This is a genomic window from Pseudomonas sp. SB113, from assembly GCF_040754745.1.
In the GTDB taxonomy this organism is placed as follows: Bacteria; Pseudomonadota; Gammaproteobacteria; order Pseudomonadales; family Pseudomonadaceae; genus Aquipseudomonas; species Aquipseudomonas grimontii.
Genome location: NZ_JBFMHW010000011.1, coordinates 1 through 20,421 on the forward strand (window position 1 = coordinate 1; position 20,421 = coordinate 20,421).

22 protein-coding genes and 1 pseudogene are annotated in these 20,421 nt (G+C 59.8%); 10 read left to right on the forward strand and 13 right to left on the reverse strand.

From position 1 onward, the window contains the following. A pseudogene (locus AB1462_RS15905) lies at positions 1-232 on the forward strand (hypothetical protein); the annotation flags it as partial. 121 nt (positions 233-353) lie between these two features. Here AB1462_RS15905 and tyrS read toward each other — a convergent pair. Beyond that, positions 354-1,553 carry a tyrosine--tRNA ligase gene (gene tyrS, locus AB1462_RS15910; RefSeq protein WP_090401836.1) on the reverse strand — a complete coding sequence of 400 codons (1,200 nt, stop codon included), beginning with the start codon at positions 1,551-1,553 and terminating at the stop codon, positions 354-356. 209 nt (positions 1,554-1,762) lie between these two features. On the opposite strand from tyrS, the gene AB1462_RS15915 reads away from it, so the two are divergent. Both AB1462_RS15915 and AB1462_RS15920 read left to right on the forward strand, forming a co-directional pair. Continuing rightward, positions 1,763-3,181 carry a peptidoglycan DD-metalloendopeptidase family protein gene (locus AB1462_RS15915; RefSeq protein ID WP_315335217.1) on the forward strand — a complete coding sequence of 473 codons (1,419 nt, stop codon included), beginning with the start codon at positions 1,763-1,765 and terminating at the stop codon, positions 3,179-3,181. A gap of 3 nt (positions 3,182-3,184) precedes the next feature. After that, positions 3,185-4,276: an anhydro-N-acetylmuramic acid kinase gene (locus AB1462_RS15920; RefSeq protein WP_367247275.1), complete on the forward strand. Its 1,092-nt coding sequence runs from the start codon at positions 3,185-3,187 to the stop codon at positions 4,274-4,276. Between the two features lie 92 nt (positions 4,277-4,368). Here AB1462_RS15920 and erpA read toward each other — a convergent pair whose 3' ends face one another. Continuing rightward, positions 4,369-4,719 (reverse strand): iron-sulfur cluster insertion protein ErpA, encoded by a 351-nt coding sequence (gene erpA, locus AB1462_RS15925; RefSeq protein WP_003176443.1) that lies wholly within the window; start codon positions 4,717-4,719, stop codon positions 4,369-4,371. Between the two features lie 153 nt (positions 4,720-4,872). Then, the gene (gene argC, locus AB1462_RS15930) at positions 4,873-5,907 is read right to left on the reverse strand and encodes an N-acetyl-gamma-glutamyl-phosphate reductase (RefSeq protein ID WP_027605886.1); all 1,035 of its coding nucleotides are present in this window, start codon (positions 5,905-5,907) and stop codon (positions 4,873-4,875) included. Positions 5,908-6,042: 135 nt separating this feature from the next. Here argC and hemJ point away from each other — a divergent pair, with 135 nt between their 5' ends. From hemJ to coq7, 6 genes are all read left to right on the forward strand, one after another. After that, positions 6,043-6,471, forward strand: a complete 429-nt coding sequence (hemJ, locus tag AB1462_RS15935) for a protoporphyrinogen oxidase HemJ (RefSeq protein WP_090401832.1) — start codon at positions 6,043-6,045, stop codon at positions 6,469-6,471. 24 nt (positions 6,472-6,495) lie between these two features. Beyond that, on the forward strand, positions 6,496-7,458 hold the full coding sequence (locus tag AB1462_RS15940; protein ID WP_259194019.1) for a nitronate monooxygenase family protein: 963 nt from the start codon (positions 6,496-6,498) through the stop codon (positions 7,456-7,458). A 69-nt stretch (positions 7,459-7,527) separates the two neighbouring features. Further along, positions 7,528-8,490, forward strand: a complete 963-nt coding sequence (locus AB1462_RS15945) for a DUF805 domain-containing protein (protein WP_259194018.1) — start codon at positions 7,528-7,530, stop codon at positions 8,488-8,490. 62 nt (positions 8,491-8,552) lie between these two features. Further along, on the forward strand, positions 8,553-9,341 hold the full coding sequence (locus AB1462_RS15950) for an SDR family oxidoreductase (protein WP_090401829.1): 789 nt from the start codon (positions 8,553-8,555) through the stop codon (positions 9,339-9,341). A 46-nt stretch (positions 9,342-9,387) separates the two neighbouring features. Next, on the forward strand, positions 9,388-9,726 hold the full coding sequence (locus tag AB1462_RS15955) for a histidine triad nucleotide-binding protein (RefSeq protein WP_090401828.1): 339 nt from the start codon (positions 9,388-9,390) through the stop codon (positions 9,724-9,726). A gap of 116 nt (positions 9,727-9,842) precedes the next feature. Continuing rightward, entirely contained in the window at positions 9,843-10,490 is a 648-nt protein-coding gene (coq7, locus tag AB1462_RS15960) for a 2-polyprenyl-3-methyl-6-methoxy-1,4-benzoquinone monooxygenase (RefSeq protein WP_090401827.1), read from the forward strand. 62 nt (positions 10,491-10,552) lie between these two features. On the opposite strand, the gene AB1462_RS15965 is transcribed toward coq7, so the two are convergent. Then, entirely contained in the window at positions 10,553-10,975 is a 423-nt protein-coding gene (locus AB1462_RS15965) for an OsmC family protein (protein WP_005792019.1), read from the reverse strand. A 245-nt stretch (positions 10,976-11,220) separates the two neighbouring features. Between AB1462_RS15965 and crp the strand changes: the two genes are divergently transcribed. Continuing rightward, on the forward strand, positions 11,221-11,865 hold the full coding sequence (gene crp, locus AB1462_RS15970) for a cAMP-activated global transcriptional regulator CRP (protein WP_027605892.1): 645 nt from the start codon (positions 11,221-11,223) through the stop codon (positions 11,863-11,865). On the opposite strand, the gene AB1462_RS15975 is transcribed toward crp, so the two are convergent. The 9 genes from AB1462_RS15975 to AB1462_RS16015 all read right to left on the reverse strand — a co-directional run bounded on the left by AB1462_RS15975 (position 11,862) and on the right by AB1462_RS16015 (position 20,412). Beyond that, the gene (locus tag AB1462_RS15975) at positions 11,862-12,557 is read right to left on the reverse strand and encodes a lipoate--protein ligase family protein (RefSeq protein ID WP_315335220.1); all 696 of its coding nucleotides are present in this window, start codon (positions 12,555-12,557) and stop codon (positions 11,862-11,864) included. The two genes, crp and AB1462_RS15975, sit on opposite strands and share 4 nt — an antisense overlap. Before the next feature lie 143 nt (positions 12,558-12,700). Continuing rightward, entirely contained in the window at positions 12,701-13,537 is an 837-nt protein-coding gene (trpC, locus tag AB1462_RS15980; protein WP_259194011.1) for an indole-3-glycerol phosphate synthase TrpC, read from the reverse strand. Further along, positions 13,534-14,583, reverse strand: a complete 1,050-nt coding sequence (gene trpD / locus AB1462_RS15985; protein ID WP_065938244.1) for an anthranilate phosphoribosyltransferase — start codon at positions 14,581-14,583, stop codon at positions 13,534-13,536. Before trpD ends, trpC begins: the two co-directional genes overlap by 4 nt. Before the next feature lie 9 nt (positions 14,584-14,592). Beyond that, entirely contained in the window at positions 14,593-15,186 is a 594-nt protein-coding gene (locus AB1462_RS15990) for an aminodeoxychorismate/anthranilate synthase component II (RefSeq protein WP_024077700.1), read from the reverse strand. Between the two features lie 10 nt (positions 15,187-15,196). Then, on the reverse strand, positions 15,197-16,678 hold the full coding sequence (trpE, locus tag AB1462_RS15995; protein WP_090401824.1) for an anthranilate synthase component I: 1,482 nt from the start codon (positions 16,676-16,678) through the stop codon (positions 15,197-15,199). Between the two features lie 70 nt (positions 16,679-16,748). After that, the gene (locus AB1462_RS16000; RefSeq protein WP_090401823.1) at positions 16,749-17,567 is read right to left on the reverse strand and encodes a phosphoglycolate phosphatase; all 819 of its coding nucleotides are present in this window, start codon (positions 17,565-17,567) and stop codon (positions 16,749-16,751) included. After that, entirely contained in the window at positions 17,564-18,238 is a 675-nt protein-coding gene (gene rpe, locus AB1462_RS16005) for a ribulose-phosphate 3-epimerase (protein ID WP_024077703.1), read from the reverse strand. The genes AB1462_RS16000 and rpe overlap by 4 nt, the downstream gene beginning before the upstream one ends. 84 nt (positions 18,239-18,322) lie before the next feature. Beyond that, positions 18,323-19,471, reverse strand: a complete 1,149-nt coding sequence (locus tag AB1462_RS16010) for an iron-containing alcohol dehydrogenase (protein ID WP_090401821.1) — start codon at positions 19,469-19,471, stop codon at positions 18,323-18,325. 116 nt (positions 19,472-19,587) lie between these two features. Then, on the reverse strand, positions 19,588-20,412 hold the full coding sequence (locus AB1462_RS16015; RefSeq protein WP_034115270.1) for an ABC transporter permease: 825 nt from the start codon (positions 20,410-20,412) through the stop codon (positions 19,588-19,590). Between the last annotated feature and the right edge of the window lie 9 nt (positions 20,413-20,421).

Sequence of the window (20,421 nt, forward strand, 5' to 3'; positions counted from 1 at the left end):
TCTACAGCAGCCTCATTTGCTGTCAAGTGATTATTTTCAGAAGCTTTCGAAGATTTCTTCAACAACTTCAACCACTTGCGCTTCCGATCTCTCGTTAGCGGGAGGCGAATTCTACAGCGTTACACGCCGCTGTCAACACCTCTTTTTCTCCACTTTCGACCGAGAAGATCGAACCGTTAATAGCGTCAAACAACACGACCCCATCAACTTCTTCTGGACTTCGATGAACTGAAGCAAGTTGCTGTCTAATCCTGCATAACTCTTTGTTTACCAAGGAGTTTTACGTTTGACTGCGCCGGAAGTGGGGCGAATTATAGACAGATACAATTCGCCGTCAACAGTTAATTTCGGGTTTATTCGGATTTGAGCGTAATACGCGCAAATGCCTTCTTCCCCGCCTGACAAACGTGGGTAGCGCCCAGCTCGTATATAAAGGTGCGATCCACCACTTCACCATCTATACGCACACCGCCAGACCCCAGAAGGTCTCGCGCAACCGCCGAGTTCTTAACCAGGCCCGCTTTATTAAGGACAGCAGCAATCGGCATGGCCTCAGAAGCAGTCAATTCAATCTCGGGCAGATCATCCGGCAGCTCGCCATCCTTCATGCGGTTACCCGCCGCACGGTGAGCACTGGCCGCAGCCTCCTCACCATGGAAACGCGCAACGATCTCTTCCGCCAGCTTGATCTTCACGTCACGCGGATTGGCACCCGCCTCCACATCCGCACGCAGCGCATTGATCTCATCCATCGAGCGAAAGCTCAACAGCTCGAAGTAGCGCCACATCAGGGCATCCGGGATAGAGACCAGCTTGCCGTACATCACACCCGGAGCTTCCTGAATACCGACATAGTTGCCCAGGGACTTGGACATCTTCTTGACGCCATCCAATCCTTCCAACAACGGCATGGTCAGGATGCACTGAGCTTCCTGCCCATAAGCACGCTGCAACTCACGCCCCATCAGCAGATTGAACTTCTGATCGGTGCCACCCAACTCGACATCGGCGCGCAGCGCTACCGAGTCATACCCCTGAACCAGCGGATACAGGAACTCGTGAATCGCGATCGGTTGATTGGTTGAATAGCGTTTGTCGAAGTCATCGCGCTCAAGCATGCGCGCTACGGTGTACTGGGACGTAAGGCGAATGAAGTCCGCCGGCCCCATCTGATCCATCCAGGTAGAGTTAAACGCCACCTCGGTCTTGGCCGGATCAAGAATCTTGAATACCTGGGTCTTATAGGTCTCGGCATTATCGAGAACCTGCTCACGGGTCAGTGGCGGGCGTGTCGCACTCTTACCACTCGGATCGCCGATCATCCCGGTGAAATCGCCTATAAGGAAGATCACCTGATGCCCCAGCTCCTGGAACTGACGCAGCTTATTAATAAGCACGGTATGACCCAGGTGCAGGTCCGGGGCCGTCGGATCGAAACCAGCCTTAATACGCAGGGGTTGGCCACGCTTGAGCTTTTCGATCAGCTCGGCCTCGACCAACAGTTCTTCCGCACCACGTTTTATCAGCGCTAGCTGCTCTTCAACCGACTTCATAACAGACCCGCAAGGCTCAGATTCAAAAGGGAACCAACCATACAAGATCAGGGACTAATTACAAGTTTTGCCCTGCGCACGGACACCGTTCAGCAAGCTCAGCGTTCGCGAGCTTGCGCCCCAGATGATTTGGTTATATTTTATACAGTTATTTCATCTTCATCATGTCATTCATCTTTTCCATTTCATCTTCAAAGTCAAAATTACCTATGACCACTGAACCGTCTAAAGCGCCGCCGCTTTACCCGAAGACCCACCTGCTCGCTGCAAGTGGTATCGCCGCCCTTCTCAGCTTGGCACTCCTGGTATTCCCTTCCAGTGACGTAGAAGCCAAACGAACATCCCTGAGCCTTGACTTGGAGAGTCCGGTTGAGCAACTGACACAAGATCAAGACGCTTCCGATGCCCAACAAGCCACAAATACTCCAACTGAATCGCCTTTTGCCCAGATCGAAAACACGCCGGAAGATACCCAGCAAGCCGCTCAAGAACAGCAAACGCCCGTAGCAGACGCCGCCAGGAACCCTCAACACCGCGAAGTAATCGTGGCGAAAGGCGATACGCTCTCTACCCTGTTCGAGAAAGTAGGCCTTCCCGCGGCCACCGTTAACGACGTGCTGGCCAGCGATAAACAAGCCAAGCAATTCACCCAGCTCAAACACGGCCAGAAACTTGAGTTCGAACTGACACCAGACGGTCAGTTGAACAACCTCCACACTAACGTCAGCGATCTTGAAAGCATCTCCCTGACCAAGGGTGCCAAAGGCTTTGCGTTCAACCGCATCACCACCAAGCCAGTCATGCGTTCCGCCTACGTTCACGGCGTGATCAACAGCTCGCTGTCGCAATCTGCCGCTCGCGCCGGCTTGTCCCATAGCATGACCATGGACATGGCCAGCGTGTTTGGTTACGACATCGATTTCGCCCAGGACATCCGTCAGGGCGATGAATTCGACGTAATCTATGAGCAGAAAGTCGCCAACGGCAAAGTGATCGGCACCGGCAACATTCTCTCCGCACGCTTCACCAACCGCGGCAAGACCTATACCGCCGTGCGCTACACCAATAAGCAAGGCAACAGCAGCTACTACACCGCCGATGGCAACAGCATGCGCAAGGCCTTCATCCGCACCCCGGTGGATTTCGCTCGTATTAGCTCGCGTTTCTCCATGGGTCGCAAGCATCCAATTCTGAACAAAATCCGCGCCCACAAAGGCGTCGACTATGCCGCACCTCGCGGTACGCCTATCAAGGCGGCCGGTGATGGCAAGGTCCTGCTCGCAGGGCGTCGTGGTGGCTACGGCAACACGGTGATCATCCAGCACGGCAACACCTACCGCACCCTGTACGGCCATATGCAAGGTTTCGCCAAGGGTGTGAAAACTGGCGGCAATGTCAAGCAGGGCCAAGTGATCGGTTATATCGGCACAACTGGCCTGTCCACCGGCCCGCACTTGCACTATGAGTTCCAGGTCAATGGTGTGCACGTTGACCCATTGGGCCAGAAACTGCCGATGGCCGACCCGATCGCCAAGGCCGAACGCGCGCGCTTTATGCAACAGAGCCAGCCTCTGATGGCGCGCATGGATCAGGAGCGCTCCACCCTGCTTGCTTCGGCGAAGCGTTAGGGTATGCCGCTCTATATAGGTGTAATGTCCGGGACCAGCCTCGATGGCCTGGATATCGCCCTGATCGAACAAGGTTCGGCGATCAATCTGATCGCCACCCACTACACACCGATGCCGGACACCCTGCGCGCAGAGCTGTTAAGCCTGTGCGCCAGCGGCCCGGATGAGATTGCCCGCTCAGCGATAGCCCAGCAGCATTGGGTCACACTCGCCGCCCACGGCATTCACACGGTGCTCGACCAGCACAACCTCAAGCCTCGAGATATACGTGCAATCGGCAGCCATGGCCAGACCATCCGCCACGAACCCGCCCGTGGTTTTACCGTGCAGATCGGCAACCCGGCGCTGCTTGCGGAGCTGACGGGCATCACCGTAGTCAGCGACTTCCGCAGCCGCGATGTCGCCGCCGGCGGGCAGGGCGCGCCTCTGGTGCCCGCGTTTCATGAAGCGTTGTTTGGCGAAAGCACCGGCAACCGTGCAGTGTTGAATATCGGGGGCTTCAGCAATCTCAGCCTGATCGAAACCGGCAAGCCCGTAGCTGGCTTCGACTGCGGCCCAGGCAATGTCCTGCTGGACGCCTGGATTCAACAACAGCGTGGCGAACACTTTGACCGTGATGGGCAGTGGGCGGGTAGTGGCAAGGTCGAGCCTCAACTACTCGCGGCCCTACTCAGCGATCCATTCTTCCTGACCAAAGGCCCGAAAAGCACCGGCCGTGAAGTGTTCAACCTCGAGTGGCTGCACCAACACCTTGGTCGCTTGCCGGCCTTTGCCCCCCAGAACGTACAGGCCAGCCTGCTGGAGCTGACCGCCCTGACCATCGTCGAGGCCCTGCAAACCGCACAACCCCAGACAGCAACGCTACTGGTCTGTGGCGGGGGTGCCCATAACACCACAATGATGAACCGCCTGGCGGCGTTGTTGCCGTCCACTCAAGTCAGCAGCACCGCCACGCACGGCGTAGACCCCGACTGGGTCGAAGCCATGGCCTTCGCCTGGCTGGCTCATTGCTGCCTGGAAGGCATTGCCGCCAACCGGCCCAGTGTCACCGGCGCACGTGGGCTACGGGTACTTGGCGCGATCTACCCCGCCTGACGACCACCTCGCCAGAATCGCAGACAGCAAAACGCCGCTTGGCCGATCAAAGCCAAGCGGCGTTTTTTATTTGTTGTGGATCAGGCTGTCGATCAGATCGAGAACGAAGAGCCGCAACCACAGGTGGTGGTAGCATTAGGGTTCTTGATCACGAAACGCGAACCCTCCAGACCTTCCTGGTAATCCACCTCGGCGCCTGCCAAGTATTGGAAGCTCATCGGATCCACGACCAGGCTTACGCCCTCGCGCTCAACAATAGTGTCATCGTCGGCCACATCTTCATCGAAGGTAAAACCGTACTGAAACCCTGAACAACCGCCGCCCGTAACGAATACGCGCAGCTTCAAGCGATCATTACCCTCTTCATCGACCAGGCTCTTCACCTTGTGCGCAGCACCGTGGGTGAATTGCAAAGCCGTGGGGGTGAAGGATTCAACGCTCATGCTGATAATCTCCCGGCGTAGCGCCGCCATATGCGTAATGGCGGACATTATCCGCTTCTCCTAGAAAAGCGGTCAACTATTAAGGGAGCAACGGCAAGCTTCAAGCCGTCAGCTCCAAGCTTGCCGCTGACAACTTGAGGCTTGCGGCTGGCTTTAAGGCAACATACCGGCGTGGGACAGACCCAGCTTTTCATCCAGGCCAAACAGGATGTTCATGTTCTGCACCGCTTGGCCCGACGCGCCCTTGACGAGGTTATCGATCACCGACAACACCACCACCAGGTCACCATCCTGCGGGCGGTGCACTGCAATACGGCACACGTTAGCGCCCCGCACGCTGCGGGTTTCCGGATGGCTGCCGGCAGGCATTACATCGACGAACGGTTCGTTGGCATAGCGCTTTTCAAACAACGCCTGCAGGTCCACCGAGCGATCAACCACAGTGGCGTACAATGTGGAATGAATGCCACGAATCATCGGCGTCAGGTGTGGCACGAAGGTCAGGCCTACGTCCTTGCCGGCGGCGCGACGCAGACCTTGGCGAATTTCCGGCAGATGGCGATGCCCTTTTACTGCGTAGGCCTTCATGCTTTCCGACGTCTCGGAGTACAGGGAACCTACAGCGGCTCCACGACCGGCGCCGCTGACACCCGACTTACAGTCTGCGATCAGGCGCGAAGCATCCGCCAGCCCGGCCTCGAGCAACGGCAGAAAGCCCAGTTGCGTGGCCGTCGGATAGCAACCCGGCACCGCGATCAAGCGCGCCTGCTTGATCTGCTCACGATTGACTTCCGGCAGCCCGTACACCGCCTCTTCCAACAGTTCCGGTGCACCGTGAGGCTGGCCGTACCACTTGGCCCATTCGTCGGCGTCTTGCAGGCGGAAGTCAGCCGACAGGTCGATGACCTTGGTGCCAGCGGCCAGCAGTTCGCCAGCCAACGCATGGGCAACGCCGTGAGGGGTGGCAAAGAACACCACATCGCAGGCGCCAAGGGTGTTGATGTCCGGAACGCTGAACGCCAGGCCATCGTAGTGGCCTCGCAGGTTCGGGTACATATCGGCCACGGCCAGGCCGGCCTCGGATCGAGAGGTAATGACCACCACCTCAGCTTGCGGATGCTGAGCCAACAGACGCAGCAATTCGACACCGGTGTAACCCGTGCCGCCGACGATACCGACCTTGACCATAAACCTGCCCTCAACGAACCCACTGGAAAGCCGTCGATAATAGGGGCCGCATCGTCCTGCGACAACCGTCAACGTGACGTACGGGCGCATGAGCCACTACTATCTTCGCTACCGTGAACCTGGGAATAACTAAAAATGCTTTATCTATGGGTCAAAGCCTTCCATATCGTCAGCATCGTCTGCTGGTTTGCCGGGCTGTTCTACCTGCCACGCCTGTTCGTCTACCACGCTCAAAGCGAGGACACTGTCAGCAAGGAACGCTTCAGCGTCATGGAGCGCAAGCTGTACCGCGGCATCATGGGCCCGGCGATGCTGGCCAGCCTGGTGTTCGGTATCTGGCTGATAGTCCTTAACCCCGGCATCTTTCAATCGGGCGCCTGGATCCACGCCAAGCTGACCCTGGTAGTGTTGCTGATTGGTTACCACCACATGTGCGGCGCCCAGGTAAAACGTTTCGCCCGTGGCGAAAACACCCGCAGCCATGTCTTTTATCGCTGGTTCAATGAAGTCCCGGTTCTGATATTGCTGGCTATCGTAATTTTGGTCGTGGTCAAACCGTTCTAACTTCACTTACTCGGGGTACTTCCAATGTCGCTGCCCGCTCTGCTTGAACAACGTCTGCGCCTGCCCGTGGTGGCTGCGCCGATGTTCCTGATTTCCAATCCGCAACTGGTTCTGGCCTGCTGCCGCAATGGAGTGGTCGGGAGTTTCCCGGCGCTCAACCAGCGCGAGAGCAGTGGCTTCAAGGCCTGGCTGGAGGAAATCGAAGCGGGCCTGGCGCAGTTGGACAATCCCGCGCCCTACGCCGTCAACCTGATCGTGCACAATAGCAACCCTCGCCTGCAGGCGGACCTGGCGATCTGCGTCGAGCACAAGGTCCCGATCGTGATCACCAGCCTGGGCGCGGTGAAAGAATTGGTAGATGCGGTGCACAGCTATGGCGGCCTGGTGTTCCACGATGTCACTACCCGGCGCCACGCCGAAAAAGCCGCCGAAGCCGGCGTGGATGGCCTGATCGCCGTGGCCGCAGGCGCCGGCGGCCATGCCGGTACCTGGAGCCCGTTTTCGCTGATCGCAGAGATTCGTCAATTCTTCGATAAAACCCTGCTGCTGGCCGGCTGCCTCAATCACGGCCATGAGATACTCGCCGCCCAGTTGCTGGGGGCAGACCTGGCCTATTTCGGCACACGTTTTATCGGTACCACTGAAAGCCACGCGCCGGATGCGTATAAAGAGATGCTGCTCACATCGCGCGCCGCCGACATCGTGCACACTCCCGCTGTCTCCGGCGTACCCGCAAGCTTTATGCGCCAGAGCCTGGAAAATGCCGGTTTCGACCTCGCTGCCCTGCAAGGCAAAGGCGAAGTAAACTTCGGCTCCAAGCTCAAGCCGCTGAGCGACGAAGCCAAGGCCTGGAAGACCGTATGGTCCGCCGGCCAAGGTGTCGGGGAGATTAATGATTTACCCAGCGTCGATGAACTCGTTGCCCGCCTGGATGCCGAATACCGCAAGGCGCGCGAGCAGGCGGCACAGTTACGCTGGCCACGCTGACCCAACCGCAAGGCCTGCCATTTGAGCAGGCCTGCACTACCCCACTGATTCCGTGACAAGGATGCCCGCATGAGCGACAACCGTTTCAAGATTGTGTTTGATGGAGCCTTGCTCCCGGGTGTCGAAAGCACCACGGCCAAGCTGAACCTGGCTGAACTCTTCAAGAGCACAGTCGAGGAAATCGAGAAACTCTTCACCGGCCGCCCGGTTGCACTGAAGCGCGACCTGTCCCGGCCCGACGCCGAAACCTACCTCACCGCGCTGAAAAACGCCGGGGTGGACGCGCGTATCGAGGCCGAACAGCCCGTAGCCTTCAGCATTGCCGAAACCCATGAGACCGATTCCGGCGCTGCGGACTTCTCGCGCCCTGCCGCGTCCCCGTACGCACCGCCGCGTGCTGCCGTTGGTGAAAGCTTGCCGGAATACGCCACCCTCAAGGTCTTCACCATCAATGGCCGTATTGGTCGTCTGCGGTACCTGGCATGGACGCTGGTACTGACCGTGGCCATGCTCGTCGCAGCAGGCATCCTCAGTACCGTGGGCTTCGCGATCGCAACCGCGTCGCCGACGATAGCCATTATCATCGGCTCGCTGCTGGGCTTCGCGCTGTTCGTCGCGGTGGTGGTCGTGAGCGTGCAGATCGGCGTGCAGCGCCTGCACGATCTGGGCTGGTCTGGCTGGTTGTACCTGCTGAACCTGGTACCGCTGGTGAACAGTATTTTCCCGCTGCTGCTGTTGGTAGTGCCAGGTAACACCGGCGCCAACCAGTACGGCGCACCACCACCGCGCAACTCCACCGCAGTGAAGGTCCTGGCCTCACTGTGGCTGGCATTCATTCCGCTGATGCTCATCCTCGTGGTGTCGCTGGGCATGAACGGCTACCTGGACCAACTCGAAGCCAACGTGGACAGCAGCTACGAAAGCAGCTCCATCACCTCCGATGAAGACGCCGACCAAAGCGTGATCGTCGATGAAGAAGACGTGCAAAGTGCTGACGACGCGGCCGAACCTGTAGACTCTCCAGAACAGTAAAGAAACGCCCCGCGCCTGTGATGCCTCCATCCCAGGCGCGGGGCGTTGCGATGGAGAAAGGCATGACCCGTTACGCTCTGATCACCGGTGCCTCCAGCGGCATCGGCCTGGCTTTGGCCGAAGCCCTGGCCCGTCGCGGCCGCAGCTTGATTCTAGTGGCCCGCCAGCGTGATCAGTTGGAAAGCATTGCAATCGAATTGACCCAACGCTTCGGCGTCGAAGTACTGTTTCGGGCGTGCGACCTGGGCGAGCCATTGCGCTTGTCCGGGTTCCTGCTGGAGCTGGAAGAAGGCGAGCGGCAGATCGACTTGCTGGTGAACTGCGCCGGGATTGGCACCAGCGGGCCGTTCCTGGCCCAAGACTGGATGACCGAACAAGACCTCATCGAAGTCAACATCCTCGCCCTCACCCGCATGTGTCACGCCCTGGGCAATACCATGGCGCTGCAAGGTGGCGGGCAGATTCTCAACGTCGCCTCGGTCGCCGCGTTCCAACCCGGGCCTTGGATGAGCAGCTATTACGCCAGCAAAGCCTATGTGCTGCATTTCTCCGAAGGCCTGCGCGAAGAACTGAAGACCTGTGGCATCAAGGTCTCGGTGCTTTGCCCCGGCCCTACGCGCACCGCCTTCTTCGGTACAGCGCAAATGGACACCCCCAAGCTCGAGCGCAGCAAGCAATTGATGAGCCCGGAAGAAGTGGCCCTCTACACCGTGCGTGCGCTGGAAAAGAACAAAGCCATCATCATTCCTGGGCGACGTAATCGCTGGTTGGCCTTCAGCCCGCGTTTCAGCCCGCGCTGGCTGACTCGCAAGATCGCCGGTGCGATCAACAAGGCCTATTGCCCGCGCTGATCGCCTGGGTACACTCACCTTGCACTTTCATAATGGAGAAACAGCTGTGGATACTCTGTTCACCAAGATCATCAACAGAGAAATACCCGCGAAGATTATCTATGAGGATGACCAGGTCCTGGCCTTCCACGATATCGCCCCTCAGGCACCCGTGCATTTTCTGGTGATCCCAAAGAAGCCGATCCGCACCCTTAATGATCTCAAGGAAGAAGATAAAGCACTGGCGGGGCATATCCTGTTCACCGCCCAGCGCCTGGCCCTTGAACTGGGCTGCGAGGAAGGTTTCCGAGTTGTCATGAACTGCAATGAGAAAGGCGGGCAAACCGTCTATCACATCCATATGCACGTACTGGGTCAGCGCCAGATGAATTGGCCGCCGGGCTGATAACCTGTTCAAGCGGGTCGTGGTCCCAGGCTGCGACCCCATGCCATTGACTCAGCGCAAACGCTTCATCCTCTCTTGCGGTAAACTGGCCGCCGAGATTCTTCCCGGAGGTCAGCATGACTACCCAACGTCACTACTCGCCAATTGACCGTCTGTTGCTGCAAGCCGACATGGCCATGCGCACACTGCTGCCCTTCAGCGGCCAACCGTACCGCCCGTCGCCCGCCATCGTGCAGCCTGACGCGCAGATGAGCGAGACCGAGACCCGCCATGTCGCAGGCCTTATGCGCATCAACCATACCGGTGAAGTCTGTGCCCAAGCGCTGTATCAGGGCCAGGCCCTGACCGCGAAGCTTCCGCAGGTGCGCGCAGCCATGGAGCATGCGGCCGAGGAAGAAATCGATCACCTGGCTTGGTGCGAGCAACGTATTCGCCAGTTGGGCAGCCATCCCAGTGTGCTCAACCCGCTGTTTTACGGTTTGTCATTCGGCATCGGCGCGGCTGCCGGCCTGATCAGCGATAAGGTCAGCCTCGGTTTTGTCGCCGCGACTGAACAACAAGTGTGCAAGCACCTGGATGAACACCTGGAACAACTGCCGACCGAAGACGAAAAGTCCCGGGCGATTCTTGAGCAGATGCGTATCGATGAAGAGCACCACGCCGAAAGTGCATTGGATGCCGGCGGTTTCCGCTTCCCGGCGCCGGTGCGATTCGGCATGAGCCTGCTGGCCAAGGTCATGACCAAAAGCACCTACCGCATCTGACTAAACCTGCGGCTGCAAAAAAGGGCGCTATCCAAGCGCCCTTTTCTTTTGCCGATTGGCGGTCAACCCAACTCGATGATCTCGTAATCATGGGTGATGGCCACACCCGCCGCGCCGAGCATGATCGACGCCGAGCAGTACTTCTCGGCCGACAGCTCGATGGCGCGCTTAACCTGGGCTTCTTTCAACGCCCGGCCCTTCACCACAAAGTGCATGTGGATCTTGGTGAACACCTTGGGATCTTCAGTGGCGCGCTCGGCTTCCAGGAAGGCTTCGCAGCTTTCCACGGCCTGGCGGGATTTCTTCAGGATGCTGACCACGTCGAAATTGCTGCAACCGCCCACACCAAGCAGGAGCATTTCCATCGGGCGTACGCCCAGGTTACGGCCACCGGCTTCCGGCGGGCCATCCATGACCACAACATGGCCACTGCCCGACTCACCGAGGAACATGGCTTCGCCCGCCCATTGGATGCGTGCCTTCATCGCCCAGACTCCACTGCTAAAAAAGGGTCGCCAGCTTAGCACAGGGCCTGGGCGCCACCGCGTTTCCCATCAAAGCGATCAATAATCGGGCTGACTCAGTAAATTCGCTAATCGAGTCAGAATGTGTCTGTTAAGCTGGCGCCAAATGAGTGGCGTATTGCCACCCTTTATACAACGTGTATCAATGCCGATACCGCTGAGTACAACAACTCCAACCACCTCGCGCTGCCTTTCGGGATACAACCATGGTTGCTCTTACGCCCATACCCAAGATCAAGAATCTCGACAAGTTGCTGATGCACTGCCAGCGCCGGCGCCACCCGGCCAAGCACAACATCATCTGCGCCGGTGAGCGCTCCGAAACACTGTTTTTCATTATCAAAGGCTCGGTCACCATCCTGATCGAGGATGAAGACGGCCGCGAAATGATCATCGCCTACCTGAACACAGGGGATTTTTTCGGCGAGCTGGGACTGTTTGAACAAGCAGGGAAGGAGCAGGAGCGCAGCGCCTGGGTGCGGACGAAGGTTGAGTGCGAAGTGGCCGAGATCAGTTACGCAAAATTTCGTGAACTCGCCCAGCAGGACCCCGACATCCTCTACGCCCTCAGCGGGCAAATCGCCCAGCGCCTGCGGGATACCACACGCAAAGTCGGCGACCTGGCGTTCTTCGACGTCACTGGTCGAGTCGCCCGCTGCCTGCTGGAGCTGTGCAAACAGCCCGATGCAATGACTCACCCCGACGGCATGCAGATCAAGATCACCCGTCAGGAAATCGGGCGCATTGTCGGCTGTTCACGGGAGATGGTCGGCCGCGTGCTCAAGGATCTGGAAGAGCGCAACCTGGTGCACGTCAAAGGCAAGACAATGGTCGTGTTCGGTACCCGTTAACCCGGCAGGAAACTGGCCAGCATCTGACGGTACAAGGTGTCCAGCCGGCTGATTGCATCCGGCGCGGCGAAGGCTTCGTGCAGGGCAATATGGCTGTCGGCGCGAACCCGCTGCTCCAGGCCGCAGGCTTCGTTGAAGCGATTGACCGCCGCGATCAGTTCTTCGCGATCGTTATCCAGCAACAACGCACCGTGCACCAACCCCACCGGGCGGCCCCCGCTTTGCCGCCAGCGCTGGGCAGTGCCGACCATTTTGCGCCCGTTGAGGTTGACGTTGTAACGACCATCGCAGAATGCACCTTCGATTTCCCCGACGGAGGCATCGCCGCCCAACTCGATCAGCAAGTCGCAGATTGGTTGGCACAAACGCAAGTAGCCAGTTTCGATACGATTGTGATCGCCTTCACTGCGCGGCGGTGCGTAGACCAAGGCGATATTGACCGTAGCGCTGGACTGCGGCACCGGTTCGCCGCCAGTTTCGCGCAAGAGCACCGGCCAACCGGCATCCGCAGACACGCGGCTGGCGACATCAAAAGCAGGCAATCGGCTCAAGCGGCGCGGCATCACCAATGCCTGATCACTGGGCTGCCAGAACAACAAACCGAACCCCTGCTCACCCGCGCAAACGGCCGCCAACAAGGCTTGCTCGGCGGCAAGGCCTGCTTCAACACGCATCGACACTGGCTGGATCAAAGGGCACCTACCTATCTGAATAAACACAAACCCAAACGTGGGAGGGGGGCTTGCCCCGATAGCGGTGTGTCAGTCAAGAATGCTCCAACTGAACCGCAGCCATCGGGGGCAAGCCCCCTCCCACATTTTGATCGCATTTCAAATCAATCGAGAGTAGAACCGCTGACCGCCACGCCACGCTCCGGGAAGAACAGACGCTGCAGTTCCGCCCCAGGGTTCTCGGCGCGCATGAAGGTCTCACCCACCAGGAACGAATAAACGTCACTGATTTCCATCAGTTCCACATCGGCACGGTTGACGATGCCACTTTCGGTAATCACCAGGCGGTCGCGCGGAATACGCGGCAGCAGATCGAGGGTGTTTTCCAGGCTGACTTCAAAGGTGTGCAGGTTACGGTTGTTGACCCCCACCAGCGGTGTGTCGAGGGTTTTCAGTGCGCGCTCCAGCTCATCGCCGTCGTGCACTTCCACCAGCACATCCAGCCCGACGCTTTTGGCCACGGCCGCCAGCTCGGCCATCTTCACATCATCCAATGCGGAGACGATCAACAACACACAGTCGGCGCCTAAGGCGCGGGCTTCAATGATCTGGTACGGATCAACCATGAAATCCTTGCGGATCACCGGCAACTTGCACGCGGCACGGGCCTGCTGCAGGAACAGGTCGGAACCCTGGAAAAAATCGATGTCAGTGAGTACCGACAGGCAAGTCGCCCCGCCCTTCTCGTAGCTGACGGCGATTTCGGCCGGTACAAAGTTTTCGCGAATCACGCCTTTGCTCGGCGACGCTTTCTTGATCTCGGCGATCACGGCCGGCTGCTTGAGCTTGGCCTGGGCGATCAACGCCTTGGCAAATCCACGCGGTGCGTCAGCGGCTTTCGCTTGGGCTTCCAACTCGGCCAGGCTCACACGGGCACGGCGCTCGGCGACTTCTTCAGCCTTGCGGGCGAGGATTTTTTCCAGAACGGTCGGCACACTCATCCTTCATTCTCCATCTTGAATACGGCGGTGAATGCTCCCAGCTCTTCGAGCTTTTCGCGAGCCAGACCGGTGTGCAGCGCATCGTGGGCCAATTCGACACCTTCCTTAAGACTATAGGCATGATCGGCTGCGTAAAGTGCCGCGCCAGCATTCAGAACAATCATTTCCGCAGCCTTTTGACCGTTCTCGGTCTTACGACGCCCCAGGGCATCGCGAATCAGCTCCAGGGACGCCGCCGGGCTTTCCACCGCCAAGCCGTGCAGGCTCTGGCTCTTCATGCCCAGGTCTTCCGGCTCGACCCAGTATTCGGTGATCTGGTCATTCTTCAGCTCCGCCACAAACGTTGGCGCGGCCAGGCTGAACTCGTCCAGGCCGTCTTTGGAATGCACCACCAGCACATGCTTGCTGCCCATGCGTTGCAGCACTTCAGCCAAGGGCCGGCACAGCGCCTGGCTGAACACGCCCACCACCTGGTGCTTCACACCGGCCGGATTCGTAAGCGGGCCGAGCATGTTGAACAGGGTACGCAGGCCAAGGTCTTTGCGCGGGCCGGCGGCGTGCTTCATCGCACCATGATGGGACTGGGCAAACATAAAGCCGATGCCGACGTTGTCGATGCAGCGCGCCACTTGTACCGGTGTCAGGTTCAGGTAGATGCCGGCCGCTTCCAACAGGTCGGCACTGCCGCTCTTGCCGGACACCGCGCGGTTACCGTGCTTGGCCACGGTGCAACCCGCCGCCGCGACCACAAAGGAAGAGGCCGTCGAGACGTTGAAGATGTTCGCACCGTCACCGCCGGTGCCGACCACGTCGACCACGCCGTCGAGGGTCTTGAGCTCGACCTTGTCCGCCAGCTCACGCATCACCGAGACGGCGCCGACGATCTCGTCGATGCTTTCGCTCTTCATGCGCATCGCCATCATGAACGCGCCGATCTGCGCGTCGGTGCATTGACCGGTCATGATTTCGCGCATCACATCGCTCATTTCAGCGGTGCTCAGGTCCAGATGGCCGACGATACGGCTCAGGGCAGTCTTGATATCCATGGAAAGTCCTTAGCGCGTGCCGCCGCTCTGCTTGAGAAAGTTGGCGAACAGCTCGTAGCCCTGCTCGGTCAGGATCGATTCAGGGTGAAATTGCACCCCTTCGATGTTCAGTGTCTTGTGACGCAGGCCCATGATCTCGTCGACGGAGCCGTCTTCCAGTTGGGTCCAGGCGGTCAGTTCCAGGCATTCCGGCAAGGTTTCGCGCTTGACCACCAGCGAGTGGTAGCGGGTCACGGTCACCGGGTTGTTGAGTGCCTGGAATACGCCCAGGTCTTTATGGAACACCGGGCTGGTCTTGCCGTGCATCACCTGGCGCGCACGCACTACATCACCACCAAAGGCCTGGCCGATGGACTGGTGGCCCAGGCATACGCCCAGGATCGGCAGCTTGCCGGCGAAGTACTTGATGGCTTCGAGGGAGATACCCGCCTCGGTCGGCGTACAGGGGCCCGGCGAAACGACGATACGCTCCGGGTTCAGGGCGGCGATTTCGGCCACGGTCAGTTCGTCATTGCGAACCACCTTGACCTCGGCACCCAGCTCCCCCAGGTACTGCACAACGTTGTAGGTAAAGGAGTCGTAGTTATCAATCATCAGCAACATGGGGGAAACCTCAAGAATTGGGGGTCTGTTCAGCCAGCGCCACGGCGCGGAACATCGCGCGGCGCTTGTTCAGGGTTTCTTCCCATTCGAGGGCCGGCACCGAGTCGGCGACAATCCCGCCACCGGCCTGCACGTGCAGCTCCCCGTCCTTGATCACCGCCGTACGAATCGCAATGGCGGTGTCCATGTTGCCGTTCCAGGCGAAATACCCCACGGCGCCACCATAGACACCCCGCTTGACCGGTTCCAGTTCGTCGATGATTTCCATCGCACGGATCTTCGGCGCGCCCGACAAGGTGCCCGCCGGCAGAATCGCCCGCAATGCGTCCATCGCGGTCAGCCCGGACTTCAGCTCGCCGGTGACGTTGGACACGATGTGCATCACGTTGGAATAGCGCTCAATGACCATCTTCTCGGTCAACTTCACCGAACCGATTTCCGAGACACGCCCAGTGTCATTGCGGCCCAGGTCGATCAGCATCAGGTGTTCGGCAATTTCCTTGTCGTCGCTGAGCAGGTCTTCTTCGAGCGCCAAATCCGCTTCTTCGGTCGCGCCACGCGGGCGTGTACCGGCAATCGGGCGCACGGTGATCAGGTTGTCCTCGACACGCACCAGCACTTCCGGCGAGCTGCCCACTACGTGGAAGTCACCAAAGTTGAAGAAGTACATATACGGCGTCGGGTTGAAGCAACGCAGCGCCCGGTACAGGTCAATGGGCGCAGCCTTGAAGTCGATGGACATGCGTTGCGACGGCACCACCTGCATGCAGTCACCGGCGAGGATGTATTCCTTGATGGTATCGACCGCGCGCTCGTAGTCATCCTGGGTAAAGCTGGAGCGGAACACCGGGTCGGCCGCCGGTGGACGGCTGAGGTCCAGGCCGCGACGCGGGGTGATCGGCTGGCGCAGTTTTTCCAACAGCGCTTCGAGGCTGGCTTGGCCTTGCTCGAAGGCGTCGGCCTGGGACGGGTCGGCGAGCACGATCGCGTGCATCTTGCCGGCGAGGTTGTCGAACACCACCACCGCATCGGAGACCATCAGCAGAATGTCCGGCACGCCCAGCGGGTCCGGGTTCGGGCATTTGCCCAGGCGTTTTTCCACATAGCGCACGCAGTCGTAGCCGAAGTACCCCACTAGGCCGCCGTTGAAGCGCGGCAGGCCAGGGATGGTCGGCACGTTATAGCGCGCCTTGAAGGCTTCGACGAAGGCCAGCGGGTCTTCGACGTCATGGCTTTCGACCTCGACGCCATCATGGGTGATGCTCACATGATGGTCATGCACACGCATGACCGTGCGGCATGGCAGGCCGATGATCGAGTAACGGCCCCACTTCTCGCCGCCCTGCACCGACTCCAACAGATAGGAGTTGGGCTCGTCGGCCAGTTTCAGGTAGATCGACAACGGCGTGTCGAAGTCGGCCAGGGTTTCGCAGGCCAGGGGGATACGGTTATAGCCGGCAGCGGCCAAACGCAGGAATTCTTCGCGGATCATGAGGTGCCTCGTGGCGTGAGGGTCTAACAGTCAGGTATGCAAACGTGCCGCATGGTGCGGCCAGGATCAGTCAGGCGCGCCAACGCCAGCGGGCCAGGGCCTTGATGACTTTCATCCAGAGTTTGCGAGTGACCACCACGATGGAATTTCCAGAAGGGGACGGATCGATGTCGGGCAACGTTATCTCAGCGCCAGCTCCCAAGCAACCGGGGATTAGCAGTCGCAGGTCATCAATCACCAGCGATGGCGACTCTTCGGCGATCGGACGGCCATGGTTGTAGCCGTAACTCAGGGCCACGCACTGCACGCCAGCCGCTTTCGCCGCCAGCACGTCACTGCGCGAATCGCCGACAAACAGCGACTGGGACGCCGGAATATTGGCCATTTTCATCACGAAAAACAGCGCCGCCGGGTCGGGCTTCTTCTGTGGCAGGGTATCGCCACCGATGATCCAGCGAAAATAACGGCCGATTTTCATCTGGTCCAACAGCGGCGCGACGAAGCGCTCCGGCTTGTTGGTGATCAGGGCCATTTCCACGCCCTGCTTGCTCAGCCATTTGAGGGTGTCGCGTACGCCGGGGTAGACCACGGTCAGTTCGTGGCTGCGCTCATAGGCTGCGTTGAACAGCTCCAGGGCGTGCTCGGCCTCAACCTCATCGACACCTTCGGCATCGATATGATTGGCCAGGGCCCGGCGCACCAGCATCGGCGCACCATTGCCGACCCATTCGCGTACTGACGCAAGCCCCGCCGGCTTGCGCCCCAGCTTGAGCAGCATCTGGTCCACCGCCGCCGCCAGGTCTGGCACCGAGTCGATCAAGGTACCGTCCAGATCGAACATCACCAGCCGTGGCAGTTTGCCGGGGAACAGCTGCTCAAAGCCGCTCATGGACGCGCCAGCGCCAGTTCGGCGCGCATCTTGGCGATGACTTCCTGATAGTCCGGGGCGTTGAAGATCGCCGAGCCCGCCACGAAGGTGTCGGCGCCGGCGGCAGCGATTTCACGGATATTGTTGACGTTGACCCCCCCGTCGATTTCCAGGCGGATGTCGCGGCCCGACGCATCGATCAGCGCACGGGCTTCGCGCAGCTTGTCAAGGGTACCGGGGATGAACTTCTGCCCGCCGAAGCCTGGGTTGACGCTCATCAGCAGCACCATGTCGACCTTGTCCATCACGTACTTGAGCACGTCCAACGGGGTGGCCGGGTTGAACACCAGGCCGGCCTTGCAACCGCCCTCGCGGATCAGTTGCAAGGTGCGGTCGACGTGCAGCGAGGCTTCCGGGTGGAAGGTGATGTAGGTCGCGCCGGCGTCAACGAAGTCACCGATGATGCGGTCCACCGGGCTGACCATCAGGTGCGCATCGATCGGCGCGGTGATGCCGTACTTGCGCAGCGCCGCGCAGACCATCGGGCCAATGGTCAGGTTGGGCACGTAGTGGTTGTCCATGACATCGAAGTGCACGAAGTCGGCACCGGCGGCCAACACCTTGTCCACTTCCTCACCCAGGCGGGCGAAATCGGCGGAGAGAATCGATGGAGCAATAACGAAGGGCTGCATGACGCACCTTTTTTGAGCTAAATCACGATGGCGCGCATTGTATACCTCATGCTTTGCCCTGCGCACCGTGACCTAACTCAACAGCTAGTACGCCGCCCGATAGATTTTCTCGATATCGGCCGCGCTGAGCTTGCGCGGGTTGTTGCGCATCAAGCGCTCGATGCCCGCCGCCTCCGTGGCCATGGCCGGGATGGCGTCCTCGGGAACCCCGAAACTGCGCAGGCCGGAAGGAATCTCCACGGCGGCGCACAGTCGCGTCATCGCCTCGACGGCCTGATCGGCGGCATCGTTGGCACTCAGCCCGATGACATTCACGCCCATGGCCTGGGCAATGTCCTGCATGCGTTCGACACAGGCCAGTTTGTTCCAGTGCATCACGTAGGGCAGCAACAGCGCATTGCTGACGCCATGGGCGATATTGAACCGCCCGCCGAGCGGGTAGGCCAATGCATGCACTGCGCCCACCCCCGCATTGCCGAAGGCCATGCCGGCCATCAGGCTGGCGGTAGCCATATCGTCGCGGGCCTGCAGGTTGGCCGGGTTGGCATAGGCCTTGGGCAGTGCTTTGGCGATCAGCTTGATCGCACCGATGGCCAGGGCATCCGTGATCGGCGAGGCATTCAGGGAAAGGTAGGACTCAATGGCATGCACCAGCGCATCCACGCCACTGGCGGCTGTGACACTGCGCGGGCAAGTCAGGGTCATTTGCGGGCTGATCAGCGCAACGTCCGGCAGCAGGTAGTCGCTGACGATGCCTTTCTTCAACTGCGCGACCTTGTCAGAGAGGATCGCCACATTGGTCACTTCCGAGCCGGTGCCGGCCGTAGTCGGGATGGCGATCAGCGGTGGGCCCTTGCGCGGTACCTGGTCGACGCCGAACAAGTCGGCCAATGCGCCGTGGTAACCGGCGTAGGCGGCAACGCTTTTGGCGATATCGATGGCACTGCCGCCGCCCAGGCCGATCAGGCCGTCGTGCCCACCGTCGCGGTATGCCTGCATGCAGTCTTCGACGATGGAGATTTCCGGGTCGGGCAGCACGCGGTCGAAAATCTCGTAGGGGCGTTCCCCCAGGTGTTCGAGCGCCAGCGCCACGGTGCCGGACTTGACCAGCGCCGCGTCGGTGACAATCAACGGGTTATCCACATCCAGGCGCGTCAGCTCGGCAGCGAGTTGCTCAATGGCGCCAGCGCCGGTCAGCAGTTTGTGGGCGATCTTGAATGAGGAAGTACTCATGTGCGCGGCCTCTTATCGGTGATGGGCTGGCACAAGAGTAGCTGACTGGATCGGGTTGTCTTTCATTCAGGCGCTGAATGGTCAAAGCCCCCTGTGGGAGGGGGCTGTGTTGGGCTTTAGACCTGGGCAGTGCGCAGTTTCTCGCTACGCCCGCGCAGCCATTCCAGGGTGAGCAACAGCAACACCGAGAAGGCAATCAGCAAAGTCGCCGCCGCCGCAATCGTCGGGCTGAGGTTTTCGCGGATGCCGCTGAACATCTGGCGCGGCAGGGTCGCTTGCTCGGGGCCGGCGAGGAACAGCGTCACCACCACCTCATCGAACGATGTGGCGAAGGCAAACAGCGCACCGGAGATCACCCCCGGTGCGATCAGCGGCAGGGTCACTCGGCGAAACGCCGTCAATGGCGAGGCGCCCAGGCTGGCCGCCGCCCGTACCAGGTTATGGTTGAAACCCTGCAAGGTCGCCGACACGGTGATGATCACAAATGGCACCCCAAGCACGGCATGCACCACGATCAAGGAGAAGAAACTGTTGCCCAGGCCCAGCGGCGCAAAGAACAGGTAGCTGGCCACACCGATAATCACCACCGGCACCACCATCGGCGAAATCACCAGGGCCATCACCAGCGCCTTGCCGGGGAAATCCCCACGGGTCAGTCCGATCGCCGCCAGGGTGCCGAACACCATGGCCAGCACCGTGGCTGCCGGGGCGACGATGATGCTGTTCTTCAGCGCACGCATCCATTCCGCCGAGGCGAAGAAGTCCTGGTACCAGTGCAGCGAGAAACCTTGCAGCGGATACACCAGGAAACTGCCACTGTTGAACGACAGCGGGATGATGACCAGCACAGGCAATATCAGGAACAACAGGATCAAGCCGCAGAGGATCCGCAAGCTGTAGAACCACACCCGTTCCACCGGTGACATATAAGGGCTCAGCATTGCAAGGTC

What these genes read in the sequence shown, in the direction of transcription:
- argC (WP_027605886.1), bottom strand. Translation starts at nt 5,907, where the DNA reads ATGGTCAAGGTCGGTATCGTCGGCGGCACGGGTTACACCGGTGTCGAA.
- AB1462_RS15915 (WP_315335217.1), top strand. Translation starts at nt 1,763, where the DNA reads ATGACCACTGAACCGTCTAAAGCGCCGCCGCTTTACCCGAAGACCCAC.
- erpA (WP_003176443.1), bottom strand. Translation starts at nt 4,719, where the DNA reads ATGAGCGTTGAATCCTTCACCCCCACGGCTTTGCAATTCACCCACGGT.
- trpD (WP_065938244.1), bottom strand. Translation starts at nt 14,583, where the DNA reads ATGGATATCAAGACTGCCCTGAGCCGTATCGTCGGCCATCTGGACCTG.
- AB1462_RS16015 (WP_034115270.1), bottom strand. Translation starts at nt 20,412, where the DNA reads ATGCTGAGCCCTTATATGTCACCGGTGGAACGGGTGTGGTTCTACAGC.
- hemJ (WP_090401832.1), top strand. Translation starts at nt 6,043, where the DNA reads ATGCTTTATCTATGGGTCAAAGCCTTCCATATCGTCAGCATCGTCTGC.
- rpe (WP_024077703.1), bottom strand. Translation starts at nt 18,238, where the DNA reads ATGCAGCCCTTCGTTATTGCTCCATCGATTCTCTCCGCCGATTTCGCC.
- coq7 (WP_090401827.1), top strand. Translation starts at nt 9,843, where the DNA reads ATGACTACCCAACGTCACTACTCGCCAATTGACCGTCTGTTGCTGCAA.
- AB1462_RS15920 (WP_367247275.1), top strand. Translation starts at nt 3,185, where the DNA reads ATGCCGCTCTATATAGGTGTAATGTCCGGGACCAGCCTCGATGGCCTG.
- AB1462_RS16010 (WP_090401821.1), bottom strand. Translation starts at nt 19,471, where the DNA reads ATGAGTACTTCCTCATTCAAGATCGCCCACAAACTGCTGACCGGCGCT.
- AB1462_RS15965 (WP_005792019.1), bottom strand. Translation starts at nt 10,975, where the DNA reads ATGAAGGCACGCATCCAATGGGCGGGCGAAGCCATGTTCCTCGGTGAG.
- AB1462_RS16000 (WP_090401823.1), bottom strand. Translation starts at nt 17,567, where the DNA reads ATGAGCGGCTTTGAGCAGCTGTTCCCCGGCAAACTGCCACGGCTGGTG.
- tyrS (WP_090401836.1), bottom strand. Translation starts at nt 1,553, where the DNA reads ATGAAGTCGGTTGAAGAGCAGCTAGCGCTGATAAAACGTGGTGCGGAA.
- trpE (WP_090401824.1), bottom strand. Translation starts at nt 16,678, where the DNA reads ATGATCCGCGAAGAATTCCTGCGTTTGGCCGCTGCCGGCTATAACCGT.
- AB1462_RS15950 (WP_090401829.1), top strand. Translation starts at nt 8,553, where the DNA reads ATGACCCGTTACGCTCTGATCACCGGTGCCTCCAGCGGCATCGGCCTG.
- AB1462_RS15945 (WP_259194018.1), top strand. Translation starts at nt 7,528, where the DNA reads ATGAGCGACAACCGTTTCAAGATTGTGTTTGATGGAGCCTTGCTCCCG.
- trpC (WP_259194011.1), bottom strand. Translation starts at nt 13,537, where the DNA reads ATGAGTGTGCCGACCGTTCTGGAAAAAATCCTCGCCCGCAAGGCTGAA.
- AB1462_RS15940 (WP_259194019.1), top strand. Translation starts at nt 6,496, where the DNA reads ATGTCGCTGCCCGCTCTGCTTGAACAACGTCTGCGCCTGCCCGTGGTG.
- AB1462_RS15990 (WP_024077700.1), bottom strand. Translation starts at nt 15,186, where the DNA reads ATGTTGCTGATGATTGATAACTACGACTCCTTTACCTACAACGTTGTG.
- crp (WP_027605892.1), top strand. Translation starts at nt 11,221, where the DNA reads ATGGTTGCTCTTACGCCCATACCCAAGATCAAGAATCTCGACAAGTTG.